The sequence below is a fragment of the Rahnella selenatireducens genome (assembly GCF_046449555.1).
Lineage (GTDB): Bacteria > Pseudomonadota > Gammaproteobacteria > Enterobacterales > Enterobacteriaceae > Rahnella > Rahnella selenatireducens.
In genome coordinates this window covers 48,546-75,160 of sequence record NZ_JBKEZJ010000017.1, presented here as the reverse complement: position 1 = coordinate 75,160, position 26,615 = coordinate 48,546, and the positions used below count along the sequence as shown (strand labels likewise).

General features: G+C 51.9%; 22 protein-coding genes and 1 pseudogene. 17 read left to right on the top strand and 6 right to left on the bottom strand.

Going from position 1 to position 26,615, the window contains the following annotated elements; all coding sequences use genetic code 11:
- From ACLBVC_RS21575 to ACLBVC_RS21545, 7 genes and pseudogenes are all read left to right on the top strand, one after another.
- Positions 1-774, top strand: a pseudogene (locus ACLBVC_RS21575) (bacteriophage T4 gp5 trimerisation domain-containing protein); the annotation flags it as partial.
- 2 nt (positions 775-776) lie between these two features.
- Positions 777-1,982: a hypothetical protein gene (locus ACLBVC_RS21570; RefSeq protein ID WP_410151314.1), complete on the top strand. Its 1,206-nt coding sequence runs from the start codon at positions 777-779 to the stop codon at positions 1,980-1,982.
- Between the two features lies 1 nt (position 1,983).
- Positions 1,984-2,445 (top strand): hypothetical protein, encoded by a 462-nt coding sequence (locus ACLBVC_RS21565; protein ID WP_410151313.1) that lies wholly within the window; start codon positions 1,984-1,986, stop codon positions 2,443-2,445.
- Positions 2,446-2,955: 510 nt separating this feature from the next.
- The gene (locus ACLBVC_RS21560) at positions 2,956-3,144 is read left to right on the top strand and encodes a PAAR domain-containing protein (RefSeq protein WP_410151312.1); all 189 of its coding nucleotides are present in this window, start codon (positions 2,956-2,958) and stop codon (positions 3,142-3,144) included.
- An 803-nt stretch (positions 3,145-3,947) separates the two neighbouring features.
- A complete protein-coding gene (gene pqqU / locus ACLBVC_RS21555) occupies positions 3,948-6,101 on the top strand; it encodes a TonB-dependent receptor PqqU (RefSeq protein WP_410151311.1) in 2,154 nt (717 codons plus the stop codon).
- Between the two features lie 189 nt (positions 6,102-6,290).
- Positions 6,291-8,684 (top strand): glucose/quinate/shikimate family membrane-bound PQQ-dependent dehydrogenase, encoded by a 2,394-nt coding sequence (locus ACLBVC_RS21550; RefSeq protein WP_410151310.1) that lies wholly within the window; start codon positions 6,291-6,293, stop codon positions 8,682-8,684.
- 220 nt (positions 8,685-8,904) lie between these two features.
- Positions 8,905-9,267: a DUF596 domain-containing protein gene (locus tag ACLBVC_RS21545; protein WP_410151309.1), complete on the top strand. Its 363-nt coding sequence runs from the start codon at positions 8,905-8,907 to the stop codon at positions 9,265-9,267.
- Between the two features lie 6 nt (positions 9,268-9,273).
- On the opposite strand, the gene ACLBVC_RS21540 is transcribed toward ACLBVC_RS21545, so the two are convergent.
- Positions 9,274-9,918, bottom strand: a complete 645-nt coding sequence (locus ACLBVC_RS21540) for a hypothetical protein (RefSeq protein WP_410151308.1) — start codon at positions 9,916-9,918, stop codon at positions 9,274-9,276.
- 956 nt (positions 9,919-10,874) lie between these two features.
- Here ACLBVC_RS21540 and ACLBVC_RS21535 point away from each other — a divergent pair.
- Positions 10,875-12,095, top strand: coding sequence for a glycoside hydrolase family 28 protein (locus ACLBVC_RS21535; RefSeq protein WP_410151307.1), 1,221 nt, complete (start codon positions 10,875-10,877; stop codon positions 12,093-12,095).
- Positions 12,096-12,130: 35 nt separating this feature from the next.
- Complete coding sequence (locus tag ACLBVC_RS21530) at positions 12,131-13,144, top strand: Ppx/GppA phosphatase family protein (RefSeq protein WP_410151306.1); 1,014 nt, start codon at positions 12,131-12,133, stop codon at positions 13,142-13,144.
- A 132-nt stretch (positions 13,145-13,276) separates the two neighbouring features.
- Here ACLBVC_RS21530 and ACLBVC_RS21525 read toward each other — a convergent pair whose 3' ends face one another.
- Positions 13,277-13,522, bottom strand: a complete 246-nt coding sequence (locus ACLBVC_RS21525) for a DUF1272 domain-containing protein (RefSeq protein WP_410151305.1) — start codon at positions 13,520-13,522, stop codon at positions 13,277-13,279.
- Positions 13,523-13,676: 154 nt separating this feature from the next.
- Here ACLBVC_RS21525 and ACLBVC_RS21520 point away from each other — a divergent pair, with 154 nt between their 5' ends.
- Positions 13,677-14,072, top strand: coding sequence for a VOC family protein (locus ACLBVC_RS21520; RefSeq protein ID WP_410151304.1), 396 nt, complete (start codon positions 13,677-13,679; stop codon positions 14,070-14,072).
- 52 nt (positions 14,073-14,124) lie between these two features.
- Here the strand turns inward: ACLBVC_RS21520 and ACLBVC_RS21515 are convergent, their stop codons facing one another.
- Positions 14,125-15,546 carry an MFS transporter gene (locus ACLBVC_RS21515; protein WP_410151303.1) on the bottom strand — a complete coding sequence of 474 codons (1,422 nt, stop codon included), beginning with the start codon at positions 15,544-15,546 and terminating at the stop codon, positions 14,125-14,127.
- Between the two features lie 136 nt (positions 15,547-15,682).
- Between ACLBVC_RS21515 and ACLBVC_RS21510 the strand changes: the two genes are divergently transcribed.
- Entirely contained in the window at positions 15,683-16,588 is a 906-nt protein-coding gene (locus ACLBVC_RS21510; protein WP_410151321.1) for a LysR family transcriptional regulator, read from the top strand.
- Positions 16,589-16,615: 27 nt separating this feature from the next.
- Here ACLBVC_RS21510 and ACLBVC_RS21505 read toward each other — a convergent pair whose 3' ends face one another.
- Together ACLBVC_RS21505 and ACLBVC_RS21500 are read right to left on the bottom strand one after the other, a co-directional pair.
- Positions 16,616-17,974, bottom strand: a complete 1,359-nt coding sequence (locus ACLBVC_RS21505; RefSeq protein WP_410151302.1) for an amidase — start codon at positions 17,972-17,974, stop codon at positions 16,616-16,618.
- 1 nt (position 17,975) lies between these two features.
- Positions 17,976-18,815 carry an MBL fold metallo-hydrolase gene (locus tag ACLBVC_RS21500; protein WP_410151301.1) on the bottom strand — a complete coding sequence of 280 codons (840 nt, stop codon included), beginning with the start codon at positions 18,813-18,815 and terminating at the stop codon, positions 17,976-17,978.
- Between the two features lie 93 nt (positions 18,816-18,908).
- Here ACLBVC_RS21500 and ACLBVC_RS21495 point away from each other — a divergent pair, with 93 nt between their 5' ends.
- Positions 18,909-19,856 (top strand): LysR family transcriptional regulator, encoded by a 948-nt coding sequence (locus tag ACLBVC_RS21495; RefSeq protein ID WP_410151300.1) that lies wholly within the window; start codon positions 18,909-18,911, stop codon positions 19,854-19,856.
- 35 nt (positions 19,857-19,891) lie between these two features.
- Here the strand turns inward: ACLBVC_RS21495 and exoX are convergent, their stop codons facing one another.
- A complete protein-coding gene (gene exoX / locus ACLBVC_RS21490; RefSeq protein ID WP_410151299.1) occupies positions 19,892-20,554 on the bottom strand; it encodes an exodeoxyribonuclease X in 663 nt (220 codons plus the stop codon).
- A 385-nt stretch (positions 20,555-20,939) separates the two neighbouring features.
- Here exoX and ACLBVC_RS21485 point away from each other — a divergent pair, with 385 nt between their 5' ends.
- The 5 genes from ACLBVC_RS21485 to ACLBVC_RS21465 all read left to right on the top strand — a co-directional run bounded on the left by ACLBVC_RS21485 (position 20,940) and on the right by ACLBVC_RS21465 (position 26,599).
- Positions 20,940-22,094 carry a mandelate racemase family protein gene (locus ACLBVC_RS21485; protein ID WP_410151298.1) on the top strand — a complete coding sequence of 385 codons (1,155 nt, stop codon included), beginning with the start codon at positions 20,940-20,942 and terminating at the stop codon, positions 22,092-22,094.
- Positions 22,095-22,250: 156 nt separating this feature from the next.
- Positions 22,251-23,789, top strand: coding sequence for an ABC transporter substrate-binding protein (locus ACLBVC_RS21480; RefSeq protein WP_410151320.1), 1,539 nt, complete (start codon positions 22,251-22,253; stop codon positions 23,787-23,789).
- Positions 23,786-24,859 carry an ABC transporter permease gene (locus ACLBVC_RS21475; RefSeq protein ID WP_410151297.1) on the top strand — a complete coding sequence of 358 codons (1,074 nt, stop codon included), beginning with the start codon at positions 23,786-23,788 and terminating at the stop codon, positions 24,857-24,859. The genes ACLBVC_RS21480 and ACLBVC_RS21475 overlap by 4 nt, the downstream gene beginning before the upstream one ends.
- The gene (locus tag ACLBVC_RS21470; protein WP_410151296.1) at positions 24,856-25,761 is read left to right on the top strand and encodes an ABC transporter permease; all 906 of its coding nucleotides are present in this window, start codon (positions 24,856-24,858) and stop codon (positions 25,759-25,761) included. Before ACLBVC_RS21475 ends, ACLBVC_RS21470 begins: the two co-directional genes overlap by 4 nt.
- On the top strand, positions 25,733-26,599 hold the full coding sequence (locus tag ACLBVC_RS21465) for an ABC transporter ATP-binding protein (protein WP_410151295.1): 867 nt from the start codon (positions 25,733-25,735) through the stop codon (positions 26,597-26,599). Before ACLBVC_RS21470 ends, ACLBVC_RS21465 begins: the two co-directional genes overlap by 29 nt.
- Positions 26,600-26,615: the final 16 nt, after the last annotated feature.

Genomic DNA, 26,615 nt, shown 5'->3' with positions numbered 1-26,615 from the left:
GATCAATTTAATGCGGTTCAGCACGATCGTGAAATAGTGGTAGGAAACGATCAGCGTTTATCAGTTGCCCGGGATGATACGGTCATCGTGGAAAGGGACCGGCATACCACCATCAAAGGTGGCTGGCATCTTGATGTAAAAGCTCACAGAGAAGAATTATCGCAGGCGAATTATCACAGCGAAACTGCCGGTGATTACTCACGGCTGACTGAGGGTAAGGAAACCATCTTAACGGGTAAAGAGAACACTATTCAGGCCAAAAAAATTATCCTTAAAGGCAACGAGAAAGTCGATATTCAGGGACCTATGGGGCGCATCATTATAGATGAGTCCGGTATTACGCTGGATGGCCCGATTATCCGGCTCCGGGGTAAGGTTGAAATCCTTCCGCCTGTGGTTTCCTCTTTGTCTGCATCAAAAGGTGGCGGAGGAAGCTTTAATCACGATGAAATTCACGCCTCAACCTTCTCGCCAGTTGAAAACGATAACCCGCAAAACTCACCCCAGAATAATAAAGATAATGATCATTCTGATGATGAAAAGGAAGAAGGAGATAAAGACAATGAAGAGGATAAATATAAGGTCCGTTTCTTACTCGAAGACGATCAGAAAAAACCGTATATCGCGACGGACTATATCGCCTTTTTACCTGATGGGAGTCAGATAACCGGCCAGACTGACCGTCAGGGATACACGCAAATATTTACCAGCGAAAAAGCCGATCAGATACATGTTGAGGCTGTACTGCATAACAATCAAAGCAGGATTCAATAATCATGGACGTTAATGCGTATTTCACCCTTAAAGCATTAAATCAGGATGCTTGCGTTACGATTGATTTTACAAAATACACGTATGTGATGAGCCTTCGTGAAGCTTCAGGTGAGCAGGATATTTTACATTCTGAACCTGAGACCGCTTTCACGCAGGACGGCCATTCTGCACATCATCACATGACGTTTGTCAATGTGCCTTCTGAGAAACCCCTGGTGTACTGTGATATTTTTTGTCAGGGATTATGCACAGATAAAAATATTCTGATTAATTCATTCCCGGATGCCAGTACTACGAATAACTGGACAGTGTTTAATAAAAAATTTAGTTCTGCGGAAACAACGAAGAACCCGACATTTGATAAAATTTGTACAATATCGAATCATCGTATTTTTATTGATTCACAGTTCCCCGTCGGGCATCCCAACGATCCCTTTGAGAAAAGTAAAATAGAACGGCAGTTGCGGTCGCGGTTGAAGTATCGCAGTTCAGATGTGGACTATATGAAGAATAAATATCCGGATCAAGGTGAGGCAAGTCTGTGTGGTCCAGCTGTTTTTCTGTATATTTTGTTAAAAGATAATCCTGAAGTTTATAGTCGATACATAAAAAATCTTTGGAATGATGGGCAGGCAATGCTTGGAAATTTGAATATAAGACCTTCAAAAGGTGTGTGTCATCCTGAAAACTACACTTTACTGTCAGGAGAAACCAGGGTTTCTGCGATTGATTGGATATCAATGGCAAGTTTAAGAGATAGCGAAAACATTTTTTTTGATTATAAATCTCCTGATGACCAGTTCAGTGGGTTGACAATGCCTGAAGCTATCATTAAGTGGGTCAAATCAATCGGCGCTAAAGTTGTTTATCATGACATGTCTCTTTTTTCATGGCCTATTTATAAAGTTGCTAAATTAAGTTCTTATGTTAGCCAGAACACAAATGTCGCAGTATTAATTAATCACGGATTAATATATGGTGGTGAAAGTGGTTATCCAACTCATTGGGTTGTATTTGAAAGTGGTTTACAGGTTGTAAATGCTTTCCAGTCTGTAGATGAAAATACAACTGGGGAAGCAATGATAGATGTCGAGTTATTCTCTTGGGGAGAGAGTAAAAGAATGAGTGCGTTTCATATAAAAAGAACCCGCACTCTAAAAGAGTTTTCTTCTTATATTTACGGCGCTGTTGTATTTGATAAGGTTTAATATGAAAAATTTCATGAAGCTAGTTTCTTTAGTACTCATTTTAATGACCCCAGGTTGCTGTTCTCTAATGGACAGACATGTTGATTTATATCCAGAAAACCCTCCTGTAGCGAGAGTCGGAAACCCCTATTATGTTAGGATTATTACAAAGGGTTCACCAGTCAGGAGACTGCACGTTATAAATATAGAGGGCTTTTCAGATAGCGGTATGAATATACGGGCATATGTTGATAATTCAATGTATGGATTCATTGAAATTACAGGGACACCAAATAAGGTGGGGATTATATCTTTCGAAGTTGAAGGCTCAACTCCTGGAACTCAGTGTCCTGGCTTGCAGTTTAGAAAAAATTTCAACTTACTGGTGGTGGATCCTGAATCAAAATCAAAATCAAAATCAAAATCGAAAATGCAAAGTGCAAGCCTACTGAAAAATGAATCGTTGGTTATAAAATGTCTTTAGCAAAAGGGGAGGACATGCAAATAATTAAAGCTTTCTTAGTATCCATTAATAATTGTAAGAGATCTGTAACGTATTTATTGATTTTGCTTTTCTTAAATGGTTGTTGCTGGAAGACCCCTGACCTGGAGTTGGAATATAGCAATTCTCTAACGTCCAAAGTGGGGGAGCCATATTATTTGAAAATAGAAACTCTTTTCGTTGTCTACGATATTAAATTTGATGCCAGTAAATTAGATGATGGCCTTAAGTTGAATGTCATAAACCCTACTAAAGAGGGGGGGGATCTCAAGAGGGGTATTCGAGATAACGGGAACACCTCAGCATGATGGGGTCGCACAGCTAACCGTTGAAGGTTCGACCCCTGGCACTTCATGTTCAGGTCAACATTTTATAAAGACGATCACAGTCATAATACTGGGTAAAAATTCAGTTCTTGATGCGAAAAAAATCACACCCATAGACACCAAAATAACCACAACCTATCTTTAACGCTATTTGGAACCGAACAATATGCCTAATCTGGCCGTAATACTTAAAGGTGATAAAACCACGCATGGTGGGACAGTCGCAGAGGGATTTGAACAGGTAAGATATTTAGATATCCCGGTTGCAGGCGTTGGAAATGGGGTGCCATGCCCGCTGTGTAAAGGGACTTTCCCCATCACGGAAGGTACACCTCAAATTACCTATGACCTATGATGGATTGGCCTTAGCTGTTGAAGGTATGGAAACTGCTTGCGGCGCAAAATTGATCGCTTCTCAGCGAAATTTCACTGTTTGATAAATAGAGTTTCCGTAAGAAAAAAAAGCTTCCCAGCATCCCCATTCAGAAGCTAAACGCGGGGCATGACTTCTGTGAAAACGCTTTCCCCGCAAAAATCCTCTCGTCGCCGGTCGCTCTGTTCTATTTGTTTTGTAAAGACTGGGTAGTGCCATATATCGGAACATTAAGCGTATAAAAATGCCGCGACTTATTCCCGCTTGTGCAAATCGTGGTCTATATTCACTCAGTAAGCGGAATTTTCTGAGGGAAATGAAACAGGATATTCCGAATTATGAGGCGCTTTCTGAACATAACTTATCGTGATCTCAGCCTATACAGGATTTTTATAAATTACTTTTTAATCAATGCCTTGAATTCAATGTAATCGCTACCATGAAAAATAATTAATAACCCCGTGGTTATCGGGTTAATTTTCATGTGAAACAAGCCGTTTATTTCATTGGGGAGAAAAAACGCCAAAGCTTGTATATACACGCAGGTTTTGCGCGGAGATTTAAAATGAGAATGGTCCTCAGATGTACTCTGCGTGCGGTATTTTGTTAAAAAGTTATATTTGTAAAGTTGCGTATGTACTAACAGGAAGAAAAAAACTATAGTGACGCCCTTCACCGCTCTCAATCAGATTGGTCGATTTGTGTCTACTTCTAATGTCTAAAATTGAGATGTGCGTCGTCTTTTTTGACTCAGCCTTTTAACTTAAAACAAAAGAACTCATAAAGTGAACGCCAAAACCTCTGCTTTTATCATCACGTTTTTATCAGTTTTGAACCCAGTTTCAGTCAGTTACGCACAGTCAGTGCCGGGAACTTCAGCGAAAGATTCCGACGATTCGTCAGATTCTTCTTCGCTGATGGTCATCAAACGCGAAAGTACCGGTGGCTTGTCCGAACTGGACACGCCTGCTGCGGTCAGCGTGATTGATGGAGACGATTTCAGAAACAGCAAAGCGCAGGTCAATCTGTCTGAAAGCCTTGGCAGCGTACCGGGTTTACAGGTTCAGAACCGCCAGAACTACGCGCAGGATTTACAACTTTCCGTTCGCGGATTCGGCAGCCGTTCCATGTACGGCGTGCGCGGCGTGCGCATTTATGTCGATGGCATTCCGGCCACCATGCCAGACGGGCAGGGGCAGACCTCCAATATCGATCTGAACTCGGTTGATCGCGTCGAAGTGCTGCGCGGCCCGTATTCGGCGCTTTACGGCAACTCTTCCGGCGGCGTAGTCAACGTGGATACCCAAACCGGTTCCCAGCCCGCCAAACTTGAAGCCGGCACCTATTTTGGCAGTTACGGTTCTTTCCGTAATAGCGTAAAAGCCAGCGGCGCAACCGGCGACGGCACGCATGCGGGCGATGTTAATTACCTGATTTCCGGTTCGCGTTTCACCACCGACGGCTACCGCGACCACAGCGGTACGCAGAAAAATCTCGGTAACGGCAAACTGGGCGTGCGTATCGATGACGCCAGCACCCTGACGCTGATGTTTAACAGCGTGTCCGTAGATGCGAACGATCCGGGCGGTCTGACCGAATCCGAATGGCACGATAACCCGAAACAGGCGACCCGCGCCGATCAGTACAATGCGCGTAAATCGCTGGATCAGACGCAAGTCGGCCTGCGCTATCAGCGTGATATGGGCGAGAACGATGAGTTCAGCCTGATGACTTATCACGGCGAACGCCACACTACGCAATACCAAACCATTCCTGCCGCATCGCAGAAAAACCCGCTGAACGCAGGTGGCGTGATTGTGCTGGAGCGCAAATATTCCGGTGTGGATACGCGCTGGAAACATAATGACCAGATTGGCTCCGTGCCGTTCTCCGTCACCGGTGGCCTGGATTATGAAACCATGACCGAGCGTCGTTTCGGTTATGAGAACTTCGATTCTGATGGCGATCTGGGCGTGAAGGGGAATGAACGCCGTAACGAAAAGAACGTGATGTGGAACCTTGATCCGTATCTGCAAACCACTTGGAACCTGACGCCGCGCTGGACGCTTGATGTCGGCGCGCGCTACAGCACCGTCAATTTCGACTCAACGGATTTCTACATCACCAGCAAAAATCCGGATGACAGCGGTTCACGCCGTTACCACAAACTGTTGCCGATGGCGTCCCTGAATTTCGCGGTTACGCCGACGCTGAATACTTATGTGTCTGCGGGACGTGGTTTTGAAACGCCGACCATTAATGAGCTTTCTTACCGCACTGACGGCAAATCTGGCCTGAATCTGGATCTGCAACCGGCCACCAGCACGACGGTTGAAGTCGGCAGCAAATGGCGCGTAGGTAACGGTTTAGCGACCGCCGCTGTGTTCCAAACCGACACCGATGACGAGCTGATTGTTGCCGAAAGCACCGGAGGCCGTTCGAGCTACATGAACGCCGGGAAAACCCGTCGTCGTGGGCTGGAATTATCGCTGGATCAGCAGTTTGAAGAAAACTGGCGTCTGAAAATGGCCTGGACCTTGCTCGATGCGACATTCCGCAACGAAACCTGTGGCGCAGGGGACTGTACGCCAGCGGGGAATCGTCTGCCGGGGATTGCCCGCAACATGGGTTACGCCTCGCTGGAATGGGCACCGGTTGACGGCTGGCACGCTGGTGCGGATGTCCGCTATATGAGCGACATCGAAGTGAACGATGAAAACAGCGAGCAGGCACCGGCGTATACCGTCGCCAGCGTGAGTGCGGGTTACCGCTTCAACTGGAGCAAAGTGACGCTCGACCTGTTCACCCGCGTCGATAACCTGTTTGACAAAAGTTATGTCGGTTCCGTGATCGTAAATGAAGGCAATGGCCGCTATTTCGAACCGGCACCTGGCAGGAACTACGGTGGCGGAGCTACGCTCTCTTATAGCTTCGAATAAGTTTTACGTTTTTCATCAGTCACAGAAGTACGTTTGAATTCAGTAAAAAGTACCCCGCGAAGCTGCCAGACGCCTGCACGTGTTAACGCTGGCAGCATTCGCAAGGCATGACGCCCGTGTAAACCGGGTGTTCTTGAAGATTCAGCGCACCTGAATCGACGATTATAAAAATCTGTAAGGTCATCAACTATGGAAACGAAAGCCTCGTTATCACGCATCGTCGTAATAATTACCGCTTTGTTCGCCGCGTTAAGCGGGATTTATCTTTTAGTCGGCGGTATCTGGCTGGCGAAATTAGGGGGTTCTCTTTATTACATTATTGCCGGTGTGATTTCGCTGGTTACTGCGTGGCTGCTGTTCCGCCGTCGCTCTTCTGCATTACTGCTTTACGCCGTGTTCCTGTTCGGCACCACGATCTGGGCTGTGTGGGAAGTGGGCACTGACTTCTGGGCGCTGACACCGCGTCTGGACGTGACCTTCTTCCTCGGTCTGTGGATCCTGCTGCCAGTCGTTTATAACCAGATGATCGCTAAGAACGCTTTCGCGCGTGGCGCACTGGCGCTGTCGCTGGTGTTCACCGTGATCGTTCTGGGTTATTCCATCTTTAACGACCCTCAGGTGATTAACGGTACGATTAAAGCGGCGGATTCTGCGCCAGCAAAATCGGATTCCGGTATTCCTGACGGTGACTGGCCAGCCTATGGCCGTACTCAGGGCGGTACCCGTTACTCGCCGCTGAGCCAGATCAACGATCAGAACGTCAGCAAGCTGGATGTGGCCTGGACTTTCCGCACCGGCGACCTGAAAACAGCCAACGATCCGGGCGAAATCACGGATGAAGTAACGCCAATCAAAATCGGTGACATGTTGTACCTGTGTACGCCGCACCAAAAGCTGTTTGCTCTGGATGCTGCGACCGGTAAAGAGAAGTGGAAATTTGATCCGCAGCTCAACTCCAACCCGACTTTCCAGCACGTAACCTGCCGTGGTGTGTCTTATCATGAGACCACGCCAGCCGCGCAAGGCACCGAAACTAACGGCGCAGCGCCTGCTGTTTGTTCACGTCGTATCATTCTGCCTGTCAACGATGGCCGTCTGTTCGCACTTGACGCTGAAACCGGCGCACGTTGCCCGGCATTCGGTAACAACGGTGAGCTGAACCTGCAAAGCAATATGCCTAACGCGGTTCCGGGCCACTATGAACCGACTTCACCGCCAATCATCACTAAATCTGTGATCATTGTTGCCGGTGCGGTAACCGATAACAACTCAACCCGCGAGCCTTCTGGCGTGATCCGTGGTTTTGACGTTGAGACCGGTAAACTGCTGTGGGCCTTCGATCCGGGCGCGTCTAATCCGAATAAGCTGCCTGCTGAAGGCGAGCACTTCGTGGCGAACTCCCCGAACTCATGGGCTCCGGCGTCTTATGACGACAAACTGGATCTGGTTTATCTGCCAATCGGCGTAGCGACTCCGGATATCTGGGGCGGTAACCGTACGCCAAATATGGAACGTTTCGCGAGCGGCCTGCTGGCGCTGAACGCCTCCACCGGTAAACTGGCGTGGTTCTACCAGACGGTTCACCACGATCTGTGGGATATGGACGTTCCGGCTCAGCCAACGCTGGCTGACATCACCGACAAGAACGGCAACAAAGTTCCTGCGATTTATGTACCGACTAAAACCGGTAACATCTTCGTGCTGGACCGCCGTGACGGTAAGCTGATTGTTGATGCGCCTGAGAAACCTGTTCCGCAGGGTGCGGCGAAAGGCGACCACGTATCTCCGACTCAGCCATTCTCCAAACTGACCTTCCGTCCTGAAGCCAAACTGACCGGCAAGGACATGTGGGGCGCAACGATCTACGACCAGCTGATGTGTCGTGTGATCTTCCACAAACTGCGTTACGAAGGGACGTTCACGCCGCCTTCCGAGCAGGGCACGCTGGTATTCCCGGGTAACCTGGGGATGTTTGAGTGGGGCGGTATTTCTGTGGATACCGACCGTCAGGTGGCTATTGCTAACCCGATCGCTCTGCCGTTCGTGTCCAGACTGATCCCACGTGGCCCGGGCAACCCAATCGAGCCTGATGCTAACGATAAAGGCGGTTCCGGTTCTGAGTCTGGTATCCAGCATCAGTACGGCGTGCCTTACGCGGTAACCCTGAATGCGTTCCTGTCTCCGCTGGGCTTCCCATGTAAACAGCCTTCATGGGGTTATATCTCCGGCGTTGATCTGAAAACCAACGATATCGTGTGGAAAAAACGTATCGGCACCGTGCGCGACAGCTCACCGGTTCCGTTGCCGTTCAAAATGGGTATGCCAATGCTGGGCGCACCGATTTCCACTGCCGGTAACGTGTTCTTCATCGCGGCAACCGCAGACAACTACCTGCGCGCGTTCAACATGAGCAACGGTGACAAACTGTGGGAAGCCCGTCTGCCAGCAGGCGGCCAGGCAACCCCAATGACTTACTCTGTGAATGGCAAACAGTACGTTGTTATTGCAGCCGGTGGTCACGGTTCGTTCGGCACCAAACTGGGCGATTACATCATCGCTTACGCACTGCCCGACGCGAAATAATCCGCGCTTGAAGAAAGTGAGAAGTTAATGGAAAGGCCGCGAAAGCGGCCTTTTTTTGTCCCTGAAATATCCCTCTCGAAACCATTAAAAGATTCCTTCAATATTTCAGGCAAAGTGCCGATGTCTTTTTAGTCTTTTGAAACAGAGAATAATTTATACTTTATTGCGGAGCTCGTTTTGTAAAAAACGAATATCAGGCATTTTAATGAAAGGGTATTTGATGGGAATGCAAAGAATCTGTGACGCCGTCGTCCAAAGCGCCTTCGGGCTTTCGATGGGGGCTGTCTGGCAGCATATCAGCGTTGAATGCGCCCACATTCCGGATAACACTGGATTCAGGTTTGACGTTTTCTTCCATCTGCTCGAACAGTTGGTGGATGAGGGAAAAATCAGGCTGGCGTCGGACGGCCAATATCTTTCCGGAACGCCTGAACAACAGCTGGAGCGGATAAAAAACGCGTGGCCTCAGGGCGAACCTGTCGATGAGTTAGACGATCCCGAGGGAGCCGGTCTCTGGTTTTTAGCCAAATCACCGGCGGGTATTGTCTGGATCATGCCCGATGGCAGGGAAATCTGGACATAGTTTTTTCTATGCCCGGCAGCCCGTCACCTGCGGGTAGTTACGGCAAACCAGAATGAGTTTGTTTTTGGGTTCGAAGCCTTTATCCAGCATACATTGCTGAATCTGTGCGGCCTTCAGGACGGTCGGAAGATAAGACACTGAGCCCATCGGATTCGGATATCCGCACTCATACATCGTCTGTAACGCGAGCTTATCGTTCTCAACGGCATGGGAAAAATGCAGAGAAGACCCGGCTTTACGCCAGCGGATGAACTGGGATTTGTCTACGCCCGAACCCGGTGTGATGGAGTAGGACCCCCCATCAGCGACAAACGGCAACGCTTCGAGTTGCTTCTGGCTCACCGGATAGCCCTGCTGTTTTGCGACGCAGGCGGGCGTATTTTTGTTCACATCGCAAATATGAAAATCATGCTTATACGTGAATCCCTTTCCTTCCATGCACTGGTAATAAAGAACCGTTTCGTTATCGGTAAAATCCGGTTCAGGCCCCGGCAGTGGCACGCCGCATTGCCCCATCGCGACACGCGTTTCATCGATTGAAGTATGCGGGCGCTGCCATTGCGTCAAATCTGGCGGCGGCGGACATCCGGTAAGCAGAAAAACGGACGCTATCAGAGCAGGTACAGAAATCAGTACAGAGAGGCGCGGCATAAAAATCCTTTATTAATCATAGTATGGACGTCCCTGACCCCCGCGGGTGCGTGGGGAACGCCTGAGCGGGTTAATAGAATAACCGGCTTAATTAAACGTTTTTGGTTTGAAAAACGCTGACACAAAACGTGCGCATTTTTACTACTTTGTGCCACAGCCCGGTAATGCCGATCCCGGATTAACCCGTTATGATCTTCCTGAGACGTAGTTCCTGAAAGAAAAGAATAATTGCGACAATCATAAGAATTGCAAAGAAAACAATATTAGAAAAGTCATAATTAAAAACAGTTGTAAATTTCTCGTTGTTGTATAACTCATTGTGTCTGTAGGAATACGTGGTGTAAATAGTGTTGGATATTTCGCAGAATGACCCGATAGCCAAAAAGAACCAGACCCCAAGACAGTTGGCGGTGACCTTATTATTCTTGCGTCTTTTGGTGAATATAATCAGACCGAGAATGGCCGGAATAAGAAAAACAATGAAGTCTCTGAAAGTAAAATCGAAAAAAATCGCCATCGATAAAAATCCTCTTGTATTCAGATAAGGATGGCTTTTGTCATGCCATTCCGGAATATTCAGCCTGAATGCTGACTGTTTTCACCCCCGTGTTCAGGGGGGCATTATCCTTCATATCAGACTCTGTTTCCTTCTTTTGTAACCTTTAGCCATCTCAAAAAGCACACTCAATCTAACCCTCAGTTTGTAACTGCACGGAAAGGGTTCTCCGGTTGTAAAAATGACATCTTGCCGTTTTGCAAAACGGTCACCCGCGCTGTGTTTTTTTTTAGTCAGAACATGATTTATTCATATGGCTCAAATATGATGTTGTTTTCATTATCAGTGAGTTGATTGTATGTCCGGGATCCGCAGTCATTTATTGGGATTTACCTGCTGTGCTTTGGTCATGTCAGGGCTTCTGGGCAGTACGTCTGGCCTGGCGCAGGATCGGCGGCACGTGTCAGAACCCGGATTACCTGCTGCCGTATGCGCAACTTTAGCCCCTTCTGCACAACCGAAAGATGATTCCGGGCGTTTACAAGATAGTATCAACCGCTGTCCGCCGGGAGCGGCCGTACGCCTGATCGCCGGTGCGGCAGGTATCCGCTTCGTTAGCGGGCCGCTGATCATGAAATCCGGTGTCACCCTCTGGCTCGATCGTGATGCAGTGCTGGCGGCAACGACCGACCCACAAGCATACGATATGGATGGCCGCTGCGGCACGCTCGATGACAAAGGTAGCGGCTGCCGTCCGTTTATCTTGTTCAGGGGAACGCATGGCGGCGGCATCGTTGGCGAGGGGATGATCGACGGACAGGGCGGGCAAGCCATGATCGGACATAACGAGACATGGTGGCAACTCGCGCGTCGCGCACAAACCGAAAGCAGCAAGCAGAATATCCCGCGCCTGATTCAGATTGACCAAGCACACGACATTACTTTCTACAAAATCACGCTACACGATGCGCCCAACTTCCACGTGGCGATGAATGGCGTAAAGGGAGCGACCTTCTGGAATGTGCGTATTGATACGCCGGCAAATGCGCGCAACACTGACGGCATCGACCCCGGTGCCTCGCAGGATATTACGATTGCACACAGCTTCATCCGTACCGGCGACGATAATGTGGCGATCAAAGCTGGCAGCGGCGGAGCCACCCGATTCGTCTCGCTGATCGATAACCATTTTTACTGGGGGCATGGTCTGTCAATCGGCAGCGAGACGGTCGGTGGCGTCAGCGATGTACTGGTTCAGGGGCTGACGCTGGACGGCACGACTTCCGGTTTGCGTATCAAAAGTGACGCCAGTCGCGGCGGGTTAGCCACCGGTGTGCGTTACGAGCATGTCTGTATGCGTAATAACCGCCGTCCGATTGACTTCGACACCCGTTACGACGTCAACGCGCAGGGTAGCGAGATCCCTGTTTTCCGCGACATCGTCCTCCGGGATGTCGTTGGCGAATCTGGCGATCTCGTGCTGCGAGGCTACGATGACACACATCAGCTTGGCATCACGCTGGATGGCGTACGCTTCGCACCGGATGCGCGCTGGCAGATTGCGTTCGCTCAGATTCAGACCGGACCCGGCGGTGTGCATCCGGCGTTGCCCGGAAAGCCGCAGGGTTCAGAGGTCCACGCTGACTGCGCCGGGGGCTGGGTATCATTTCCTGGCCGCTGATTCAGTTTTTTCTTTATTTTTCAGGGCAGGATGAGATGAAACACCCACTAAAAAGTTTTTTTTGCATCGTATTCGCATTAACCACATTCTCTGCACAGGCCGTTAACTGTATCGAAACCCGTGCGGGAATCGATATGGGCTCGGGTACTACCAAAATTCAGGTCGCAGAAGTGGATATCTGTCATCACCAGCTGGGTAAAGTGCTGTATGAGGATCAGCGGCCGCTGGCTTTTAACGCTGAACTGGGGAAATCAGGAGACAATCAGATCAGCGAAGCGATCCAGCAGCAGGGAGTCGTTGCGCTGAAACAGATGGTGGATAAAGCCCAGACTTTCCACCCGCGACGTATTACGGGGGTAGCGACAGCAGTTTTCCGAACGGCGTCCAACGGTCAGCAAGTCATTGACATGTTCAACCAAAAAGCCGGGATTCAGCTGCGCATCATTTCTCAGGAGCAGGAGGCCGAATTGGGGTTCCTCTCGGCTAAAGCGGCTTTGCATGACAGGAATGTCAAAAATGAGGATCTGCTGGTCTGGGATATCGGTGGCGGGTCGATGCAGATGACGGCGATGCGCGAACAGAATGGCCGGAATGTGACGGATGTTTATCTGGGCAAACTGGCCTCCGTGACACTGAAAGAATTTATTATCAGCGTGCTGAAAAATCAGGAACTGGATAAAACAGAGTCACCGAACCCGATTGGTTCGCTGCGCAATACCGTACTGCGTTACGTAAACTTTTATGCCCGGACGCACGTCAGCGCACAGATTAAGCAAGATGTACAAAAACGTCGGGTGATTGGAATTGGTGGAGTTCACGGTTATTCGGTTAGGGATCAGATTCATCCGGCCAATAATACCTACCAGCTGGCGGACGTTGAACGCGTCTCGAAGAATCAGGTATGGAAAAATGATAACGAGATTGCAGGGCAATACCGGTCAACTGACGTGAGTAATTTGCTGCTGGTCGAAGGGTTTATGCAGGCGCTGAATATTTCACAAGTCACTATTGTAAAAGCGAGCCTGATCCAGGGCATTCTGGTGCAATAAATTGGATGAAAAATGGTGGCAGTTTTGTCAGATATGGCTTCGCCAGTCAGCGATCAAAACGCCGCCCAGGCTGAGAGGTCCCTTTACTTTTGCATAAAGTGACCTGCTCATGGATCTTCCACCCGATAAGCTTTACGAAGACGCACAACCCGCTGGATTAAAGACCCGTGTCACCGACGCCGGATTATTGGCTAATTTGTTCTCCGGCCTGCGCGGACGCGCGACCAGTTCCCCGCCGCAGTTAGGGCAAATCCCGCCCAGTTTGGTGTCGGCGCAAGTTACGCAGAAGGTGCATTCAAAAGAACAAATCTTCGCGTCAGCTGATGTTGGAAGCAAATCGGTATTACAACACTCGCAGTTAGGTCTCAGTTCCAGCATAAAAATTTATCCTCAGTGGGTATGACGTCGGGAAGAGCCTTCAAAATTGTCCGATGTGTATCGTCGTAAACATAACCTGAAACAGCGGCTTGGGAAAAGTCCCGCGTCGGGATAGCATGCCGTGACCGGAACGAAAATATTAAGGAGCGATATTGTGAGAGTGCAAAAAAGAAGCCTGGGGTACGTGGCGATTGTGGTCGATGACTATGATCGCGCCATCGAGTATTACACGGATAAACTCGGTTTTACGCTGGTGGAGGATACGCCGCAGCCGGGAAAACGCTGGGTCGTCGTCACACCACATCCCGACAGCGACTGCAATCTGCTGCTGGCGCGCGCGTCCAATGAACGCCAGCAAACTTTCATCGGCAACCAGTGTGGCGGACGGGTATTTTTGTTCCTGCATACCGATGATTTCTGGCGCGACTACCACGCGATGAAAGCCAAAGGTGTCACGTTTTGCGAGGAACCTCGCGAAGAAGAATACGGCACCGTCGTCGTGTTCGAAGACCTCTACGGCAACCGCTGGGATTTGTATCAAAATCGCTAATTTTTGCTAATACCGGCGCGCAATAAGCTTTGCGCGCCGGTATCACGCTTTATTATTTCTCTGCCTGCAAATCATGTCGCTGACCGCGCAACCGGCTCACGCTGATAACAACCGCCAGAATGGTGGCAATCACGGCGACCCACAGGCTCAGTTTTACGGCGTGGGCTTCACGGATCACGCTGTTGGCGGCGTAGATGGACAGGATCACGCCGACGACTGCCGCGCCAAGGCACTGCCCGAAGGTGCGCATAATCGCCAGTACACCCGAGGCATAGCCGCTGTGTTCGCGCGAGGCGTTCGACAGCATTTCGCGATTATTCGGGCTCTGGAAACAGCCGAATCCCAGGCCGCAGACGAAACTTCTCAGGCCGATATCCCAGAACTGCGGATGTTCAGGCAACTGCGCAAGCAGCAATAATCCCACGCCGAACACAGCCAGACCGATCGTTGAGATAATGGCAGCTGGATAGCGATCCGCAAGACGTCCGGCGTGGGGCGCGGCGAGAATAATGCCCAGCGGCCACGGCGTGAAAAGCAGGGCGGAGACAAACGCGCTGTAACCGTAAACGCTCTGGAACAGAAACGGCAGCGCCACGAAAGTAATTCCCTGGCTGACAAACGAGGCCAGCGAGGTCAGCGCCGCCAGAGAAAAGCGCGGGGAGGCGAAAATGCCGAGCGGCAAAAGAGGTTTTGTCGCGCGGCGCTGACGCCAGACAAACGCGACGCCGGTCAGAATGGCGATCAGCCCGTAGCTGACGGCGGTGGCTAAATCATCTGCACCGGGGCGTGAAAAAGCGTCTGCGGCCATGATCAGTGCACCGAGCATCGCGGCGGATAACACCGCACCTGCAAAATCAAACGGCTGGCGCGTGGCTGCCGGATTCGCCGGAATCACGCGCAGCGCCAGGATCATCGCAATGATGCCCAGCGGGATGTTAATCGCAAACAGCCACTGCCAGCTGAACGCCGACAAAATCGTGCCGCCCAGAACGGGTGCGATGGCCGTGCTGGTGGCGATAATCAGGGCATTCAGGCCAAGAATTCGTCCCAGCAGACGGGTCGGAAATACGGACCGTAAAATCGCCGGGCCAATACTCAGCGTCGCTGCTGCGCCGATTCCCTGCAACACGCGCATGAACACCAGCACGTCGAGTGAGGAAGAGAGTGCGCAGCCCAGAGACGAAAGGGTGAAGAGAGCCAGCCCGGCGACGAAAATCGAACGAAAGCCGATATGGCTGGCCATCGCGGCAAAAATCGCCAGCGCCATGGACGCTGAAAGCAGATAACCGTTGGAAACCCATACCGCCGCGCCCGCCGAAATATCCAGTGCCCGCGCGATTTGCGGCAACGCGATATTCACCATCGAACCATCGAAAACCGACATCGTTGCCATCGTCATGACGGCCGCCATCGCAAAACCGCGCTCGCGTCCCGGTAATCCTTCATCGCCGGGTCTGTCTGAAAATAATTCCATAATTAAAACCGTTCTCTTTCACAGGGGATGCAGGAAATATAGCGGGAGCCCGGACATAGCGGAAGGCGCAGCATTTGCATTGAATACCTGCACCAAACGCCTTCTCTCCGGTTTCATGACGCGTTACACTGCGCGCATGACTGAACCTGATCTGAACTTACTCATTGCGCTGGATGTGCTTCTCGCTGAAAGAAGTGTAGCCGGTGCTGCGCGCCGACTGGGATTAAGTGCTTCCGCGATGAGCCGGACGCTCAGCCGCCTGCGCACGACCACCGGCGATCCTTTACTGGTGCGCGCCGGGCGCCAGATGGTGCTGACGCCGTATGCAGAAGCAATACGCGAACGCGCGCAGAACGCCAGTTTTGAAGCGCGCGCGCTACTTCGTCCGTCCTCGGCAGAACTCAATTTAACCCGTCTGGAACGCACTTTCCTGATCCGCTCCAACGACGGTTTTGTGGTGGCGTTTGGCGCAGCGCTGATTGCCGCTGCCGCACAGGTCGCGCCTTCCGTGTGTTTGCGGTTCACCCCAAAACCGGAAAAAACGTCTAATGCATTGCGCGAAGGGCGGGTCGATCTCGAGATTGGGGTCGTCGGCGACATGGGGCCGGAAATACGTTTGCAGACATTATTTCGCGACAGGTTTATCGGCGTGGTGCGCAAAGGCCATCCGCTGGCGCGGAAAAAGGCGCTTACCGCGCAGGAATATGTTTCGTTCGGGCACATTGTCGTTGCCCGCCGCAACGGCACGCATGGCCCGGTGGATGATGCGCTGGCCGAAGCGGGGCAGAAACGTAAAATCGCCGCCGTGGTGCCGGGGTTTTCCGCAGCGCTCGCGATTGCCCAAAACTCCGATCTGGTGGCACTTATCCCTGCGTCATTCCTGATTTCTGATCCCGTCGGGCTTTGCGCGTTCGAACTGCCGGTGAAAACCCGTGAAATCACGATTTCACAGATGTGGCACCCGCGTTCAGAAGTTGATCCGGCGCACCGCTGGTTGCGACAACTGGTGCTCAGCGTTTGCCGGGAAAACGTGCCGCAATGAAAAGAGGGACTAAAGCGCCGGTGTAGTTCAGCACCGACTAAACACAGACGCTGCTCTAATCAGAATGTTTTCATTATTTTTCAATGCAAGCAGCTCCATCCCAACGGGAAAACCATTCTTTGTAAACCCGGCAGGGATGCTCAATGCCGGAGCCCCTGTCACCGCTGAAAGTAACGCATTACTTCCTTCCTGCTGTTCTCCAATTTTCACTGGCGGATGACGAATCACCGGGTAGACCAAAACATTAATCCCGTTTGAGGCGAAAAACCGCTCCAAATCTTCGTAAAGTTGCTTCTGAATTTCGAGCGCCTGAGTGTATTCACCGGATGATGTGCCTTTGTGAAAAGCGCGGTTTCTAAATACGGTGCCTAATTGCGGATGGTAAAGCTTTGACTCATAGATAGCCTGAAGTGATTTAAATTTTGCTTCGGTTCTGAGGGCAAGAAATTGTTCCAGCGATTCGGCAAATTCATAAGCAATTACATTCGCTTCATTGACCCGTTTTTCAAGGCCAGGAAACTCAACATGCGACATTTTGCCTGCATGGCGGGTGATTTTATCTGCGGCTTGCGTGATTAAATTCCTGATATCGGCATTCTCTGGCGTGGTTCCCGTAAACCACGCGTCCAGCAAACCGGCGCTAATTTCGCCTTTGAAAGGTGCAATCGGATTTCCTGAGAGTATTTCGGCTGCCAGCCACAAGTCCCCGGCATTTCTCACCAAAGGGCCAGGAATATCCTGAGTCGGAGATAAAGGCACAATGCCTTCCGTTGTAATGCTTCCCCGCGTTCCTCTCAGCCCGTAAAGGTTATTAAACGCCGCAGGGATGCGGACGGAGCCTGCGGTGTCCGTACCGATTGCCAGCGGAACGTAGCCTGCCGCCACCGCCACGGCGGAACCGCTGCTGGAGCCTCCCGGAGAGTAGCCCGCGAGTAACGCATTCTGCGTAAAACCGGTTAATGATGAAGCGCCGGTGATCCCGGCGGCCAGTTCGTGCATCGCCGTTTTGCCCAATAAAATTGCGCCTTCCTGCCTTAGCCTGGTGATTAGCGGTGCATCCTGTCTGGCGATAATCCCTTCTAACGCGACGGATCCGGCGGTGGTGGGCCATCCGGCCACATCGATGTTGTCTTTTATCAGAATGGGAATGCCTTCCAGCTTTCCCGGAGTCGCACCACGGGCGCGCTTTTCATCGCTGATGAGTGCAGCTGCACGGGCTTCATCTGCAAATAACCCTGTGATGGCATTGAGTGCAAGCCCGGTTTTATCGGCACTTTCAATGCGTGCAATGGCGAGCTCAGTAAGTTCCTGAGAAGTGACGAGCCGGTCATCAAGAGAACGCAGCAATGAAGTGACAGACGCTTTAGCGTAATCATCCGTTGTCATTCTATTTTTCCTCATAAATTGTTGAAGATTTCTGGCCGTGAGTGACCTCCAGAACACGGCCGTAAGAAGCCCCCGGAAAATGGGAGCTGAACCAGAGCGCGTTATGTTCTTTGCACCAGTCGATGGCTTTCTTTCTGGATTGTTCCGCTAAAGACTTATTCTCACAAAATACAGAATTCCAGTGAGGATGCGCAAACTGCACCGGGTTGTGCATGATATCGCCGGTAAAAAGCGCGTAAGCACCGGCTGATTGTAAGGTGATGGAGGCATGGTCAATACTGTGTCCCGGCGTGGGCATAAACTTCAATATTCCGGCAAAAAGTGGTGATGTCTGAATATTAATCGTTTCCAACTTTCCATTTTTAATAAGCGGTAAAATACTGTCTTCATATAACGCCTGGCGTTTTTCATCGGTTTTACAATGTTCTAATTCTGTTTCGGAGCAAATATAGCGGGCATTAGGGAAAAGAGGTTTCCACTCGCCCTCATGGCTCTCAGTATTCCACCCGACATGATCAGTGTGTAAATGCGTTAACAAAACATAGGTGACGTCTTCGGGGGAACATCCGGCCTGATTGAGATTTTGCAGATAGTGAGTATTCAGCTGATGAAATAGCGGAACATTATTCCTGTTGCGATGATTTCCGGTGGCCGTGTCAATAATAATAATATTGTTGGCCGTTTTAATAACCCAGCTGTGGATAGAGAGCTCAATACGTTTATCTGCATCGCCAGCCATATCACAAAGGTGGTCAGGGAACAGCGACGTTAATTTAAATGATGCGGTTTGCTCGGTGATTTTTGAAATTCTACAATTTCCGACGGTCACTGAAATGTGCATATTACTCCCGATAATGTTTGGGCAGGTTGATTGTTAACCTGTTAAGGTCGAAGTATGATTACGCCCACCTGATTATTCAAATCGATTAAAATCATGAAAGATATCAATGAAAATGATTTTGGTAAAATAGACCTTAACCTATTGATCGTACTGGTCATTATGGTTGATGAACGCAGTGTCACCAACACTGCGAAACGGCTTCATCTGGGCCAGCCCGCGATGAGTGCCGCCTTAAAAAGATTGCGTGAGATGTTTGATGATCCGCTTTTTATCCGCACGTCAGAAGGCATGCTCCCCACCTCCCGTGCAGAGAAGCTTGTCGCATCTTTCAGGCCAGCACTTCAAAACGTTCATCGCACAATTTTCGATTTCCCTGTATTTAAACCCGCGACAGACATTCATAATTTTCGTATTGGGATGAGTGACTGGGTCGAACACTGGCTGATGGCCGACTTACTGGAAATAGTCAGTGCCGAAGCACCGGGAATAACCCTGACGGTATTAGCAGCCGATCCTTATAATGATTTGCAAATGATCAAGGATGATAAAGCCGATGTGATTATTTCGGTCGGAAAAGACGTGACGCTGGAAGCGGGCAGAGAAAATCTGGTGCAATTTGGTTTTAAAACCGTATGGGACAGAAAGCAAATTGATATTAAAAAACCGCTGCGTATTGAGGATTTTATAAAATATGGCCATCTTCTGGTTTCGTACAGAGGCGCAAACCAAAGTCTGATTGATCGCCAGCTCGCATTGTCAGAACGCAAAAGAACAGTGAAATATGTCACGCCAAATTTTGCATCACAGCCGCTTATTTTGTCGCGTCTGCCCGTGTTTACCACGGTGCCTGAGGGATTAGTCGATGTCTGGTGCAAACTCTATAATTTTGATTTCGATGATGTCCCGGTTGAAACATCAAAGTATCACCTGTCACTGTTATGGAATAACCGGCGTGAAAAGGAACCGGCGATAGAATGGATTTTGCACAAATTAAAAGCGCTGATATTGGACAAAACAAAAAGCATTCACTCTGAAGAATGAATGCTTTGAGTTACCGCGTACGAAGGCCAAAAAGCTTATTGGGCATCCAGATAATGCTTTAGCGTCATCCGCAGATCGGGCGTTAATTCTTTGATGTTTTTAAGCATCCAGCGTAAATAAGCCGGGTCGTCTTCGGCGATTTCTGCAATCTTTTTACCGCGATACTTGCCGAACATCATGGTGCTGATCAGCGCAGGTCTGCCGGTGATAGTGACCATTTCTTCCGGCGTCCAGTCGGATTCATCCATGATGCGGATGAGTAACGCGGCGGTAATATAGCAGTCAAAAAGCGCACGGTGATGATGCAGTTCTGCCGGGGTTTTCACGTCGAGTTTCAGGGATTTGTACAACGCCATATTGCTGTACTTAATCCCCGGCCATAAACGGCGCGCCAGCTTAACGGTACAAATCCACTGGCCGGACATTTCAGGCAGCATGCGCTGGTCAAAACTGGCGTTATGTGCGACGTAATAAGGGCTGCCGTGGTAGCGGGGAATCACGTCTTCAATCCACGGTTTATCGGCAACCATGGCCTCGGTGATTTTGTGGATCGCCATCGCCTGATGACTTATCGGGCGATCGGGACGCACCAGATCGCTCATCGGATTGACGATCCTTCCGTCCTCAATATCGACAGACGCCACTTCCACCACGCCGCCCTGCAATCCGCAGGTTTCCGTATCAATAACTCGCAACATATTCCACTCCAGAGACCGCCGGACACGTTCTAAAAACGTTAGCCTAACGGAATGATTTCCTCATGCCCACTTTTCTCATCACAAAAAGCACCCGGGAATATCCCACACAGTCCCTCCGCCTATTTACTGTACAGATCACACTTCGCTCTGCTTTCGTGAAAATGCTCACATCGTCCCGTGCAGATGCCCAAACTTACACGGATATTTTCGGCTTTTAGCCGTGGCAATGCGCGAAAAAACTGGCTAACTTCAATAATGAAACGCTATTTTATTTATGTTGGATTGCGGTTTTAACACAATGTGAGCGTGCTCACAAGCCAGGCAAGAACGCAGTCCGGGGGCGCTCTGATGAGCGTTAACTCTCTCAGTAATGGCAGGTATCGCTGTGAAAATAAGTTCTGTTGAAGTCACTGTTTTTACTTATCCGACCCGTCGTGTTTCAGACAGCGCGGGTCATTCGCATCCGGGTGAAGAAAGTCAGGTGAAAATGGCGATGCTGACGATTACCACTGACGAAGGCGATTGCGGCTATTCGTTCGCGCCGCCGGAAGTGGTGCGTCCGCACGTCGTGAACGCATTTTTTAGAAAAGTGCTGATTGGCCAGAATCCGTTTGACCGCGAACGTCTGTGGCAGGATCTGGTTCACTGGCAGCGCGGCAGTGCGCATCAGCTGACCGAGCGTGCGCTGTCGTTTGTCGAGCAGGCGCTGTGGGATCTGATCGGCCGCAAGCTGAATATGCCGGTACACAAACTGCTGGGCGGATTCCGCGAAAAAGTCCCGGCCTACGGCAGCACCATGTGCGGTGACGAGCTGAAAGGCGGCTTGTCGACGCCGGATGAATTCGGTCAGTTTGCCGAAAAACTGGTGGCACGCGGTTATCAGGCTATCAAGCTGCACACCTGGATGCCGCCGGTGGCGTTCGCACCGGATCCGAAAATGGACATCAAAGCCTGCGCCGCTGTGCGTGAAGCGGTCGGGCCGGACATTGAGTTGATGCTCGACGGTTATCACTGGTACAGCCGCAGTCAGGCGCTGACCATCGGCAAAGCACTGGAAAAACTCAACTTCGCGTGGTTCGAAGAGCCGATGGAAGAAGAAAGCATGGCGTCTTACGCGTGGCTGTCGGAAAACCTGTCAATCGACGTGATCGGCCCGGAAAGCCTGGGAGGCAAACACCACAGCCGTGCGGACTGGGTGAAAGCGGGTGCGTGCGACATTCTGCGCGCCGGTGCAAACGGCGTGGGCGGCATTTCGCCGTGCATGAAAGTCGCCAGTCTGGCCGAAGCGTTCGGCATGGATTGTGAAGTTCACGGCAACGGCGCGGCCAGCCTGGCGGTGGTCGGTGCGATCCGCAACTGTCGCTGGTACGAACGCGGCCTGCTGCATCCGTTTCTTGAATATGACGAACCCGCCGCCTACCTGAACAGCATTGTTGACCCGATGGATGAACAGGGTTTTGTGCATCTTTCTAACCGCCCCGGCCTCGGAGAGGACATCAATTTTGAATATATAGAGACCCATACCGTCAGCCGCGACTGACCTGCGGGCAGAAAAAATAATAAACCTCTGACTCTACCCGGAAGGTACATCATGAACTCTGGCACACCCCTCAGGGCGTGGTTTTTCGCGCTCCTGTTGTCGGTGAGCTGCTGGCCGGCGCTGGCGAAAACGCCGCCCGACCAGCTGATCATCGGCATGAACATGAATAACCTGCTGACGCTCGATCCCGCAGCGATGACCGGCAACGACATTGTCGGCATCGTGGTGAATCTTTATGACCCGCTGATTGAGCTTGATCCGCAACAACTGACCAACGTGCGTCCGGCGCTGGCGACCTCGTGGGAGGTCAACGATGCCGGAAATCTGATTACATTTCATCTGCGCGAAGGCGTGAAATTTCACTCCGGTAATCCGGTCACCGCGGACGATGTGGTGTGGTCGATGCGCCGCATTCTTCACCTGAATCTGGCGCAGGCGTCGGTGTGGAAGTCCTACGGATTCACCAAAAAGAACGTCGATGAAATGGTGCGCGCGCCGTCGCCTGATACCGTTGAAATCCGGCTGCCTAAACCGAACGACCCGAAACTGGTGATTTATTCGCTGGCCGCGCTCGGCAGCGTGGTGGCGTTGGACAGCAAAACCGTGCAGGAGCACGAAGTGAACGGCGACTGGGGCAACCGCTGGCTGACCACCAACGAAGCGGGTTCCGGCCCGTTCCGCCTCGACAGCTGGCAGGCGAAAGATGTGCTGAACATGAGCCGTAATCCGCAGTACTGGCGCGGAGAACCGCGACTTTCCCGCGTGGTCTTCCGCCATTTTCAGGAATCCCAGACCCTGCGCCTGATGATTGAAAAAGGCGACCTGGATATTGCCAACAATATGGCGGTGTCCGACGTGACCGCGCTCAGTCATGATCCGGCAATGGTTGTGGATCAGGTGAAAAAGGGCACCATTTATTACGTGGCGATGAGCATGAAAGAGCCGCACTTCGCCAACCCGAAAGTGCGCGAGGCGGTACGCTATCTGATTGATTATCAGGGCATCGGCAAAGCACTGATGACCGGTTACGGTATTGTGCATCAGCGTCCGATTCAGGTTGGCATGCCCGCCACATTGCCGGATCCGGGCTACAAACTCGACATCCCGCGCGCCAGAGCATTACTGGCGGAAGCCGGATATCCGGACGGTTTTGACACCACGCTGCGGGTGCTGGCCGACCAGCCATTCCTCAATATCGCGATTGCCGTGCAGTCCACGCTGATGCAGGCGGGTATTCGCGCCAAAATCGTCACCGGCACCGGCAACCAGATTTACGGCGCGATGCGTGAACGTAAGTTCGCCATGCTGGTAGGGCGCGGCGGCAGCGGCGTGGAACCACATCCGCATTCCAGCCTGCGTTCGCTGGTCTACAACCCGGACAACAGCGATGCGGCGCGCCTCACTAATTTCCAGGGTTGGCGCACCGGTTTCTACGACAAACAGCTGAATACGGATATCGATCAGGCGCTGCTCGAACGCGACCCTGAAAAGCAAAAGCAGGATTACTTTGCGATACAGGAACGTTACGACGCGCTGATCCCTGCGCTGGTGCCGGTTTCGCAAATGGTGGATTCCATCGTGGTGCGCACGGACGTAAAAAATTATCTGCCTCACCCGTCGGCAACCACTTTCCTGCGCGACGTCTACAAAGATGACGCCGTTGACGCACAACAGGCGGGAGGTAAAGGGTTATGACCACGCAAGCTCATACTACGCAAAAACAGCCCACACAAACCCGGACCTGGCATTCCGGCATTCCCGCCGGACGCATCGGCAAACGACTGGTTCAGGTGGCGGTCACGCTGTTCGGCCTGTTGCTGCTGACGTTTTTCATTGGCCGCGTGATGCCGGTGGACCCGGTGCTGGCAATTGTCGGGCCGGACGCCGACCACAGCACTTATCAGCAGGTTTATCATCAGCTTGGTTTTGATAAACCGCTGTGGACGCAGTTTAGCATCTACCTTTCCGGGCTGGCGCACGGCGATTTAGGCAACGCGCTGCTGACCGGCAAACCGGTGACGCAGGACATTCTGCGCGTTTTCCCGGCCACCATGGAACTGGCGACGCTGGCAATCATTCTCGGCGCTGGCGTCGGCATTCCGCTTGGCGTTCTGGCGGCGGCAAAACGCAACAGCATTGCCGATTATGTGGTGCGTATCATCAGCCTGGCCGGGTATTCCACGCCGATATTTTGGGTCGGCATGATGGGATTGCTGGTGTTTTACGCCTGGCTCGGTTGGGTCGGCGGCGCAGGACGCCTGGATTTCAGCCTCGACGGGCAGGTCACGCGGCACAGCGGATTTATGCTGGTCGACGCGCTGATCGCCGGAAATGGGGAAGTCTTCCGCAACGCGCTGAACCACCTAATCCTGCCCGCGTCGCTGCTTGGTTTTCACTCGCTGGCGTACATCAGCCGTATGACCCGCAGCTTTATGCTGGCGCAGCTCTCTCAGGAATTCATCATCACCGCCCGTGTCAAAGGGCTGAGCGAATGGGATGTGCTGTGGAACCACGCGTTCCGCAACATTCTGGTTCAGCTGCTGACTGTGGTCGCGCTGGCCTATGGCTCGCTGCTGGAAGGCGCGGTGCTGATCGAAACCGTCTTCTCCTGGCCGGGTTTTGGTTCCTATCTCACCAGCAGCCTGATGCTCGGCGACATGAACGCCGTGATGGGCTGCGTGCTGGTGGTCGGTATGATTTTCGTGGTGCTGAATCTGCTCTCTGACCTGCTGTATCAGGTCTTTGACCCGAGGACAAAAGTATGACGATTTCCCTCGATTCTGTGGTGCTCAGCGCGGGCGACGAAAAGCGCCAGCGCGTGAAGCGGGCATTTGGCCGCGTCGGGCATTTTCTCTGGCAGATGGCGTGCAATCCGCTGACCGCCATCGGTGGCGCGATTGTTCTGGTGTTAATGATTGTGGCGCTGTTCGCCCCCTGGATTGCGCCGTTCCACCCGCTGGTGCAGGACCTCAATAACGCGCTCATCCCGCCGTCGGCGGCGCACTGGTTTGGCACCGACGAGTTTGGCCGCGATATCTTCAGCCGTCTGGTTTACGGTTCGCGGATCACGCTCTACATCGTGCTGCTGGTGTCCGTCACCGTCGGGCCGCTCGGGTTATTACTCGGCGTGACCGCCGGATATTTCGGCGGCAAAACCGACATGGTGCTGATGCGCGTCACCGATATTTTCATCTCCTTCCCGAGTCTGGTGCTGGCGCTGGCGTTTGTTGCCGCACTCGGGCCGGGGCTGGAACACGTGGTGATCGCGATTACGCTCACCGCCTGGCCGCCGATTGCGCGTCTGGCACGCGCCGAAACGCTCTCGCTGCGTCAGGCCGATTTTATCTCGGCGGTGCGTTTGCAGGGTGCGTCTCCGGTGCGGGTGTTGTGGCGTCACATTGTGCCGCTGTGTCTGCCGTCGGTGATCATCCGCATCACCATGAATATGGCCGGTATTATCCTGACCGCCGCCGGGCTCGGCTTCCTCGGATTAGGCGCACAGCCACCGGATCCGGAGTGGGGCGCGATGATTTCCAGCGGCCGTACTTACATGATGGAGTGCTGGTGGGTGGCGACGATCCCAGGTCTGGCGATCCTGATTAACAGCCTGGCGTTCAACTTCTTAGGAGATGGCCTACGTGACATCCTCGATCCCCGAAATGACTGATGCTCAGGCGTTACTCGACGTGCGCGATCTAAACGTCAGTTTTGTGAATGGCCGCCAGGCGACGCACGCGGTGCGCGGCGTTTCCTTCCAGCTCGGACGTGAAAAGCTGGCGATCGTCGGCGAGTCCGGTTCCGGTAAATCCACCGTCGGACGTGCGTTGCTGCACCTTCATCCGTCAAAAGCCCAGATTACCGCCAGCAAAATGCAGTTCGCTGATGTGGATTTGCTGAATGCTACCGCGAAGCAAATGCGGCAGGTGCGCGGGAAGCGTATCTCCATGATTATGCAGGATCCGAAATACTCGCTGAATCCGGTGCTGTGCGTCGGCGACCAGATTGCCGAAGCGTGGCGCTCGCACCATAAATGTTCGTATAAAGATGCCAAATGCAAAGTGCTGAACATGCTCGACGTGGTGCGGATCCGTGACCCGGAACGTGTGTATGGCCTGTATCCGCACGAAATTTCCGGCGGGCAGGGGCAGCGCATCATGATTGCGATGATGCTGATCACCGATCCGGAAATGGTGATTGCCGACGAACCGACTTCGGCACTCGACGTTTCGGTGCGTTTACAGGTGCTGGCGCTGCTCGACGATCTGGTGAAAACGCGTGGTCTGGGGCTGATTTTTATCAGTCACGACATCAATCTGGTGCGCAGTTTCTGCGACCGCGTGCTGGTGATGTACGCCGGACGCATTGTGGAATCCATCGCTGCCACCGATCTGGATAACGCGCAGCACCCGTACACGCGCGGCCTGCTGAATGCACTGCCGGACATGGATAACCGCCGTTACCCGCTGCCGGTGATGCAGCGTCAGGCCAGCTGGCTGACCGATTAAGGAAACTGAAATGTCT

What these genes read in the sequence shown, in the direction of transcription:
- ACLBVC_RS21570 (WP_410151314.1), top strand. Translation starts at nt 777, where the DNA reads ATGGACGTTAATGCGTATTTCACCCTTAAAGCATTAAATCAGGATGCT.
- ACLBVC_RS21565 (WP_410151313.1), top strand. Translation starts at nt 1,984, where the DNA reads ATGAAAAATTTCATGAAGCTAGTTTCTTTAGTACTCATTTTAATGACC.
- ACLBVC_RS21560 (WP_410151312.1), top strand. Translation starts at nt 2,956, where the DNA reads ATGCCTAATCTGGCCGTAATACTTAAAGGTGATAAAACCACGCATGGT.
- ACLBVC_RS21550 (WP_410151310.1), top strand. Translation starts at nt 6,291, where the DNA reads ATGGAAACGAAAGCCTCGTTATCACGCATCGTCGTAATAATTACCGCT.
- ACLBVC_RS21545 (WP_410151309.1), top strand. Translation starts at nt 8,905, where the DNA reads ATGGGAATGCAAAGAATCTGTGACGCCGTCGTCCAAAGCGCCTTCGGG.
- ACLBVC_RS21540 (WP_410151308.1), bottom strand. Translation starts at nt 9,918, where the DNA reads ATGCCGCGCCTCTCTGTACTGATTTCTGTACCTGCTCTGATAGCGTCC.
- ACLBVC_RS21530 (WP_410151306.1), top strand. Translation starts at nt 12,131, where the DNA reads ATGAAACACCCACTAAAAAGTTTTTTTTGCATCGTATTCGCATTAACC.
- ACLBVC_RS21525 (WP_410151305.1), bottom strand. Translation starts at nt 13,522, where the DNA reads ATGCTGGAACTGAGACCTAACTGCGAGTGTTGTAATACCGATTTGCTT.
- ACLBVC_RS21515 (WP_410151303.1), bottom strand. Translation starts at nt 15,546, where the DNA reads ATGGAATTATTTTCAGACAGACCCGGCGATGAAGGATTACCGGGACGC.
- ACLBVC_RS21510 (WP_410151321.1), top strand. Translation starts at nt 15,683, where the DNA reads ATGACTGAACCTGATCTGAACTTACTCATTGCGCTGGATGTGCTTCTC.
- ACLBVC_RS21505 (WP_410151302.1), bottom strand. Translation starts at nt 17,974, where the DNA reads ATGACAACGGATGATTACGCTAAAGCGTCTGTCACTTCATTGCTGCGT.
- ACLBVC_RS21500 (WP_410151301.1), bottom strand. Translation starts at nt 18,815, where the DNA reads ATGCACATTTCAGTGACCGTCGGAAATTGTAGAATTTCAAAAATCACC.
- ACLBVC_RS21495 (WP_410151300.1), top strand. Translation starts at nt 18,909, where the DNA reads ATGAAAGATATCAATGAAAATGATTTTGGTAAAATAGACCTTAACCTA.
- exoX (WP_410151299.1), bottom strand. Translation starts at nt 20,554, where the DNA reads ATGTTGCGAGTTATTGATACGGAAACCTGCGGATTGCAGGGCGGCGTG.
- ACLBVC_RS21480 (WP_410151320.1), top strand. Translation starts at nt 22,251, where the DNA reads ATGAACATGAATAACCTGCTGACGCTCGATCCCGCAGCGATGACCGGC.
- ACLBVC_RS21475 (WP_410151297.1), top strand. Translation starts at nt 23,786, where the DNA reads ATGACCACGCAAGCTCATACTACGCAAAAACAGCCCACACAAACCCGG.
- ACLBVC_RS21470 (WP_410151296.1), top strand. Translation starts at nt 24,856, where the DNA reads ATGACGATTTCCCTCGATTCTGTGGTGCTCAGCGCGGGCGACGAAAAG.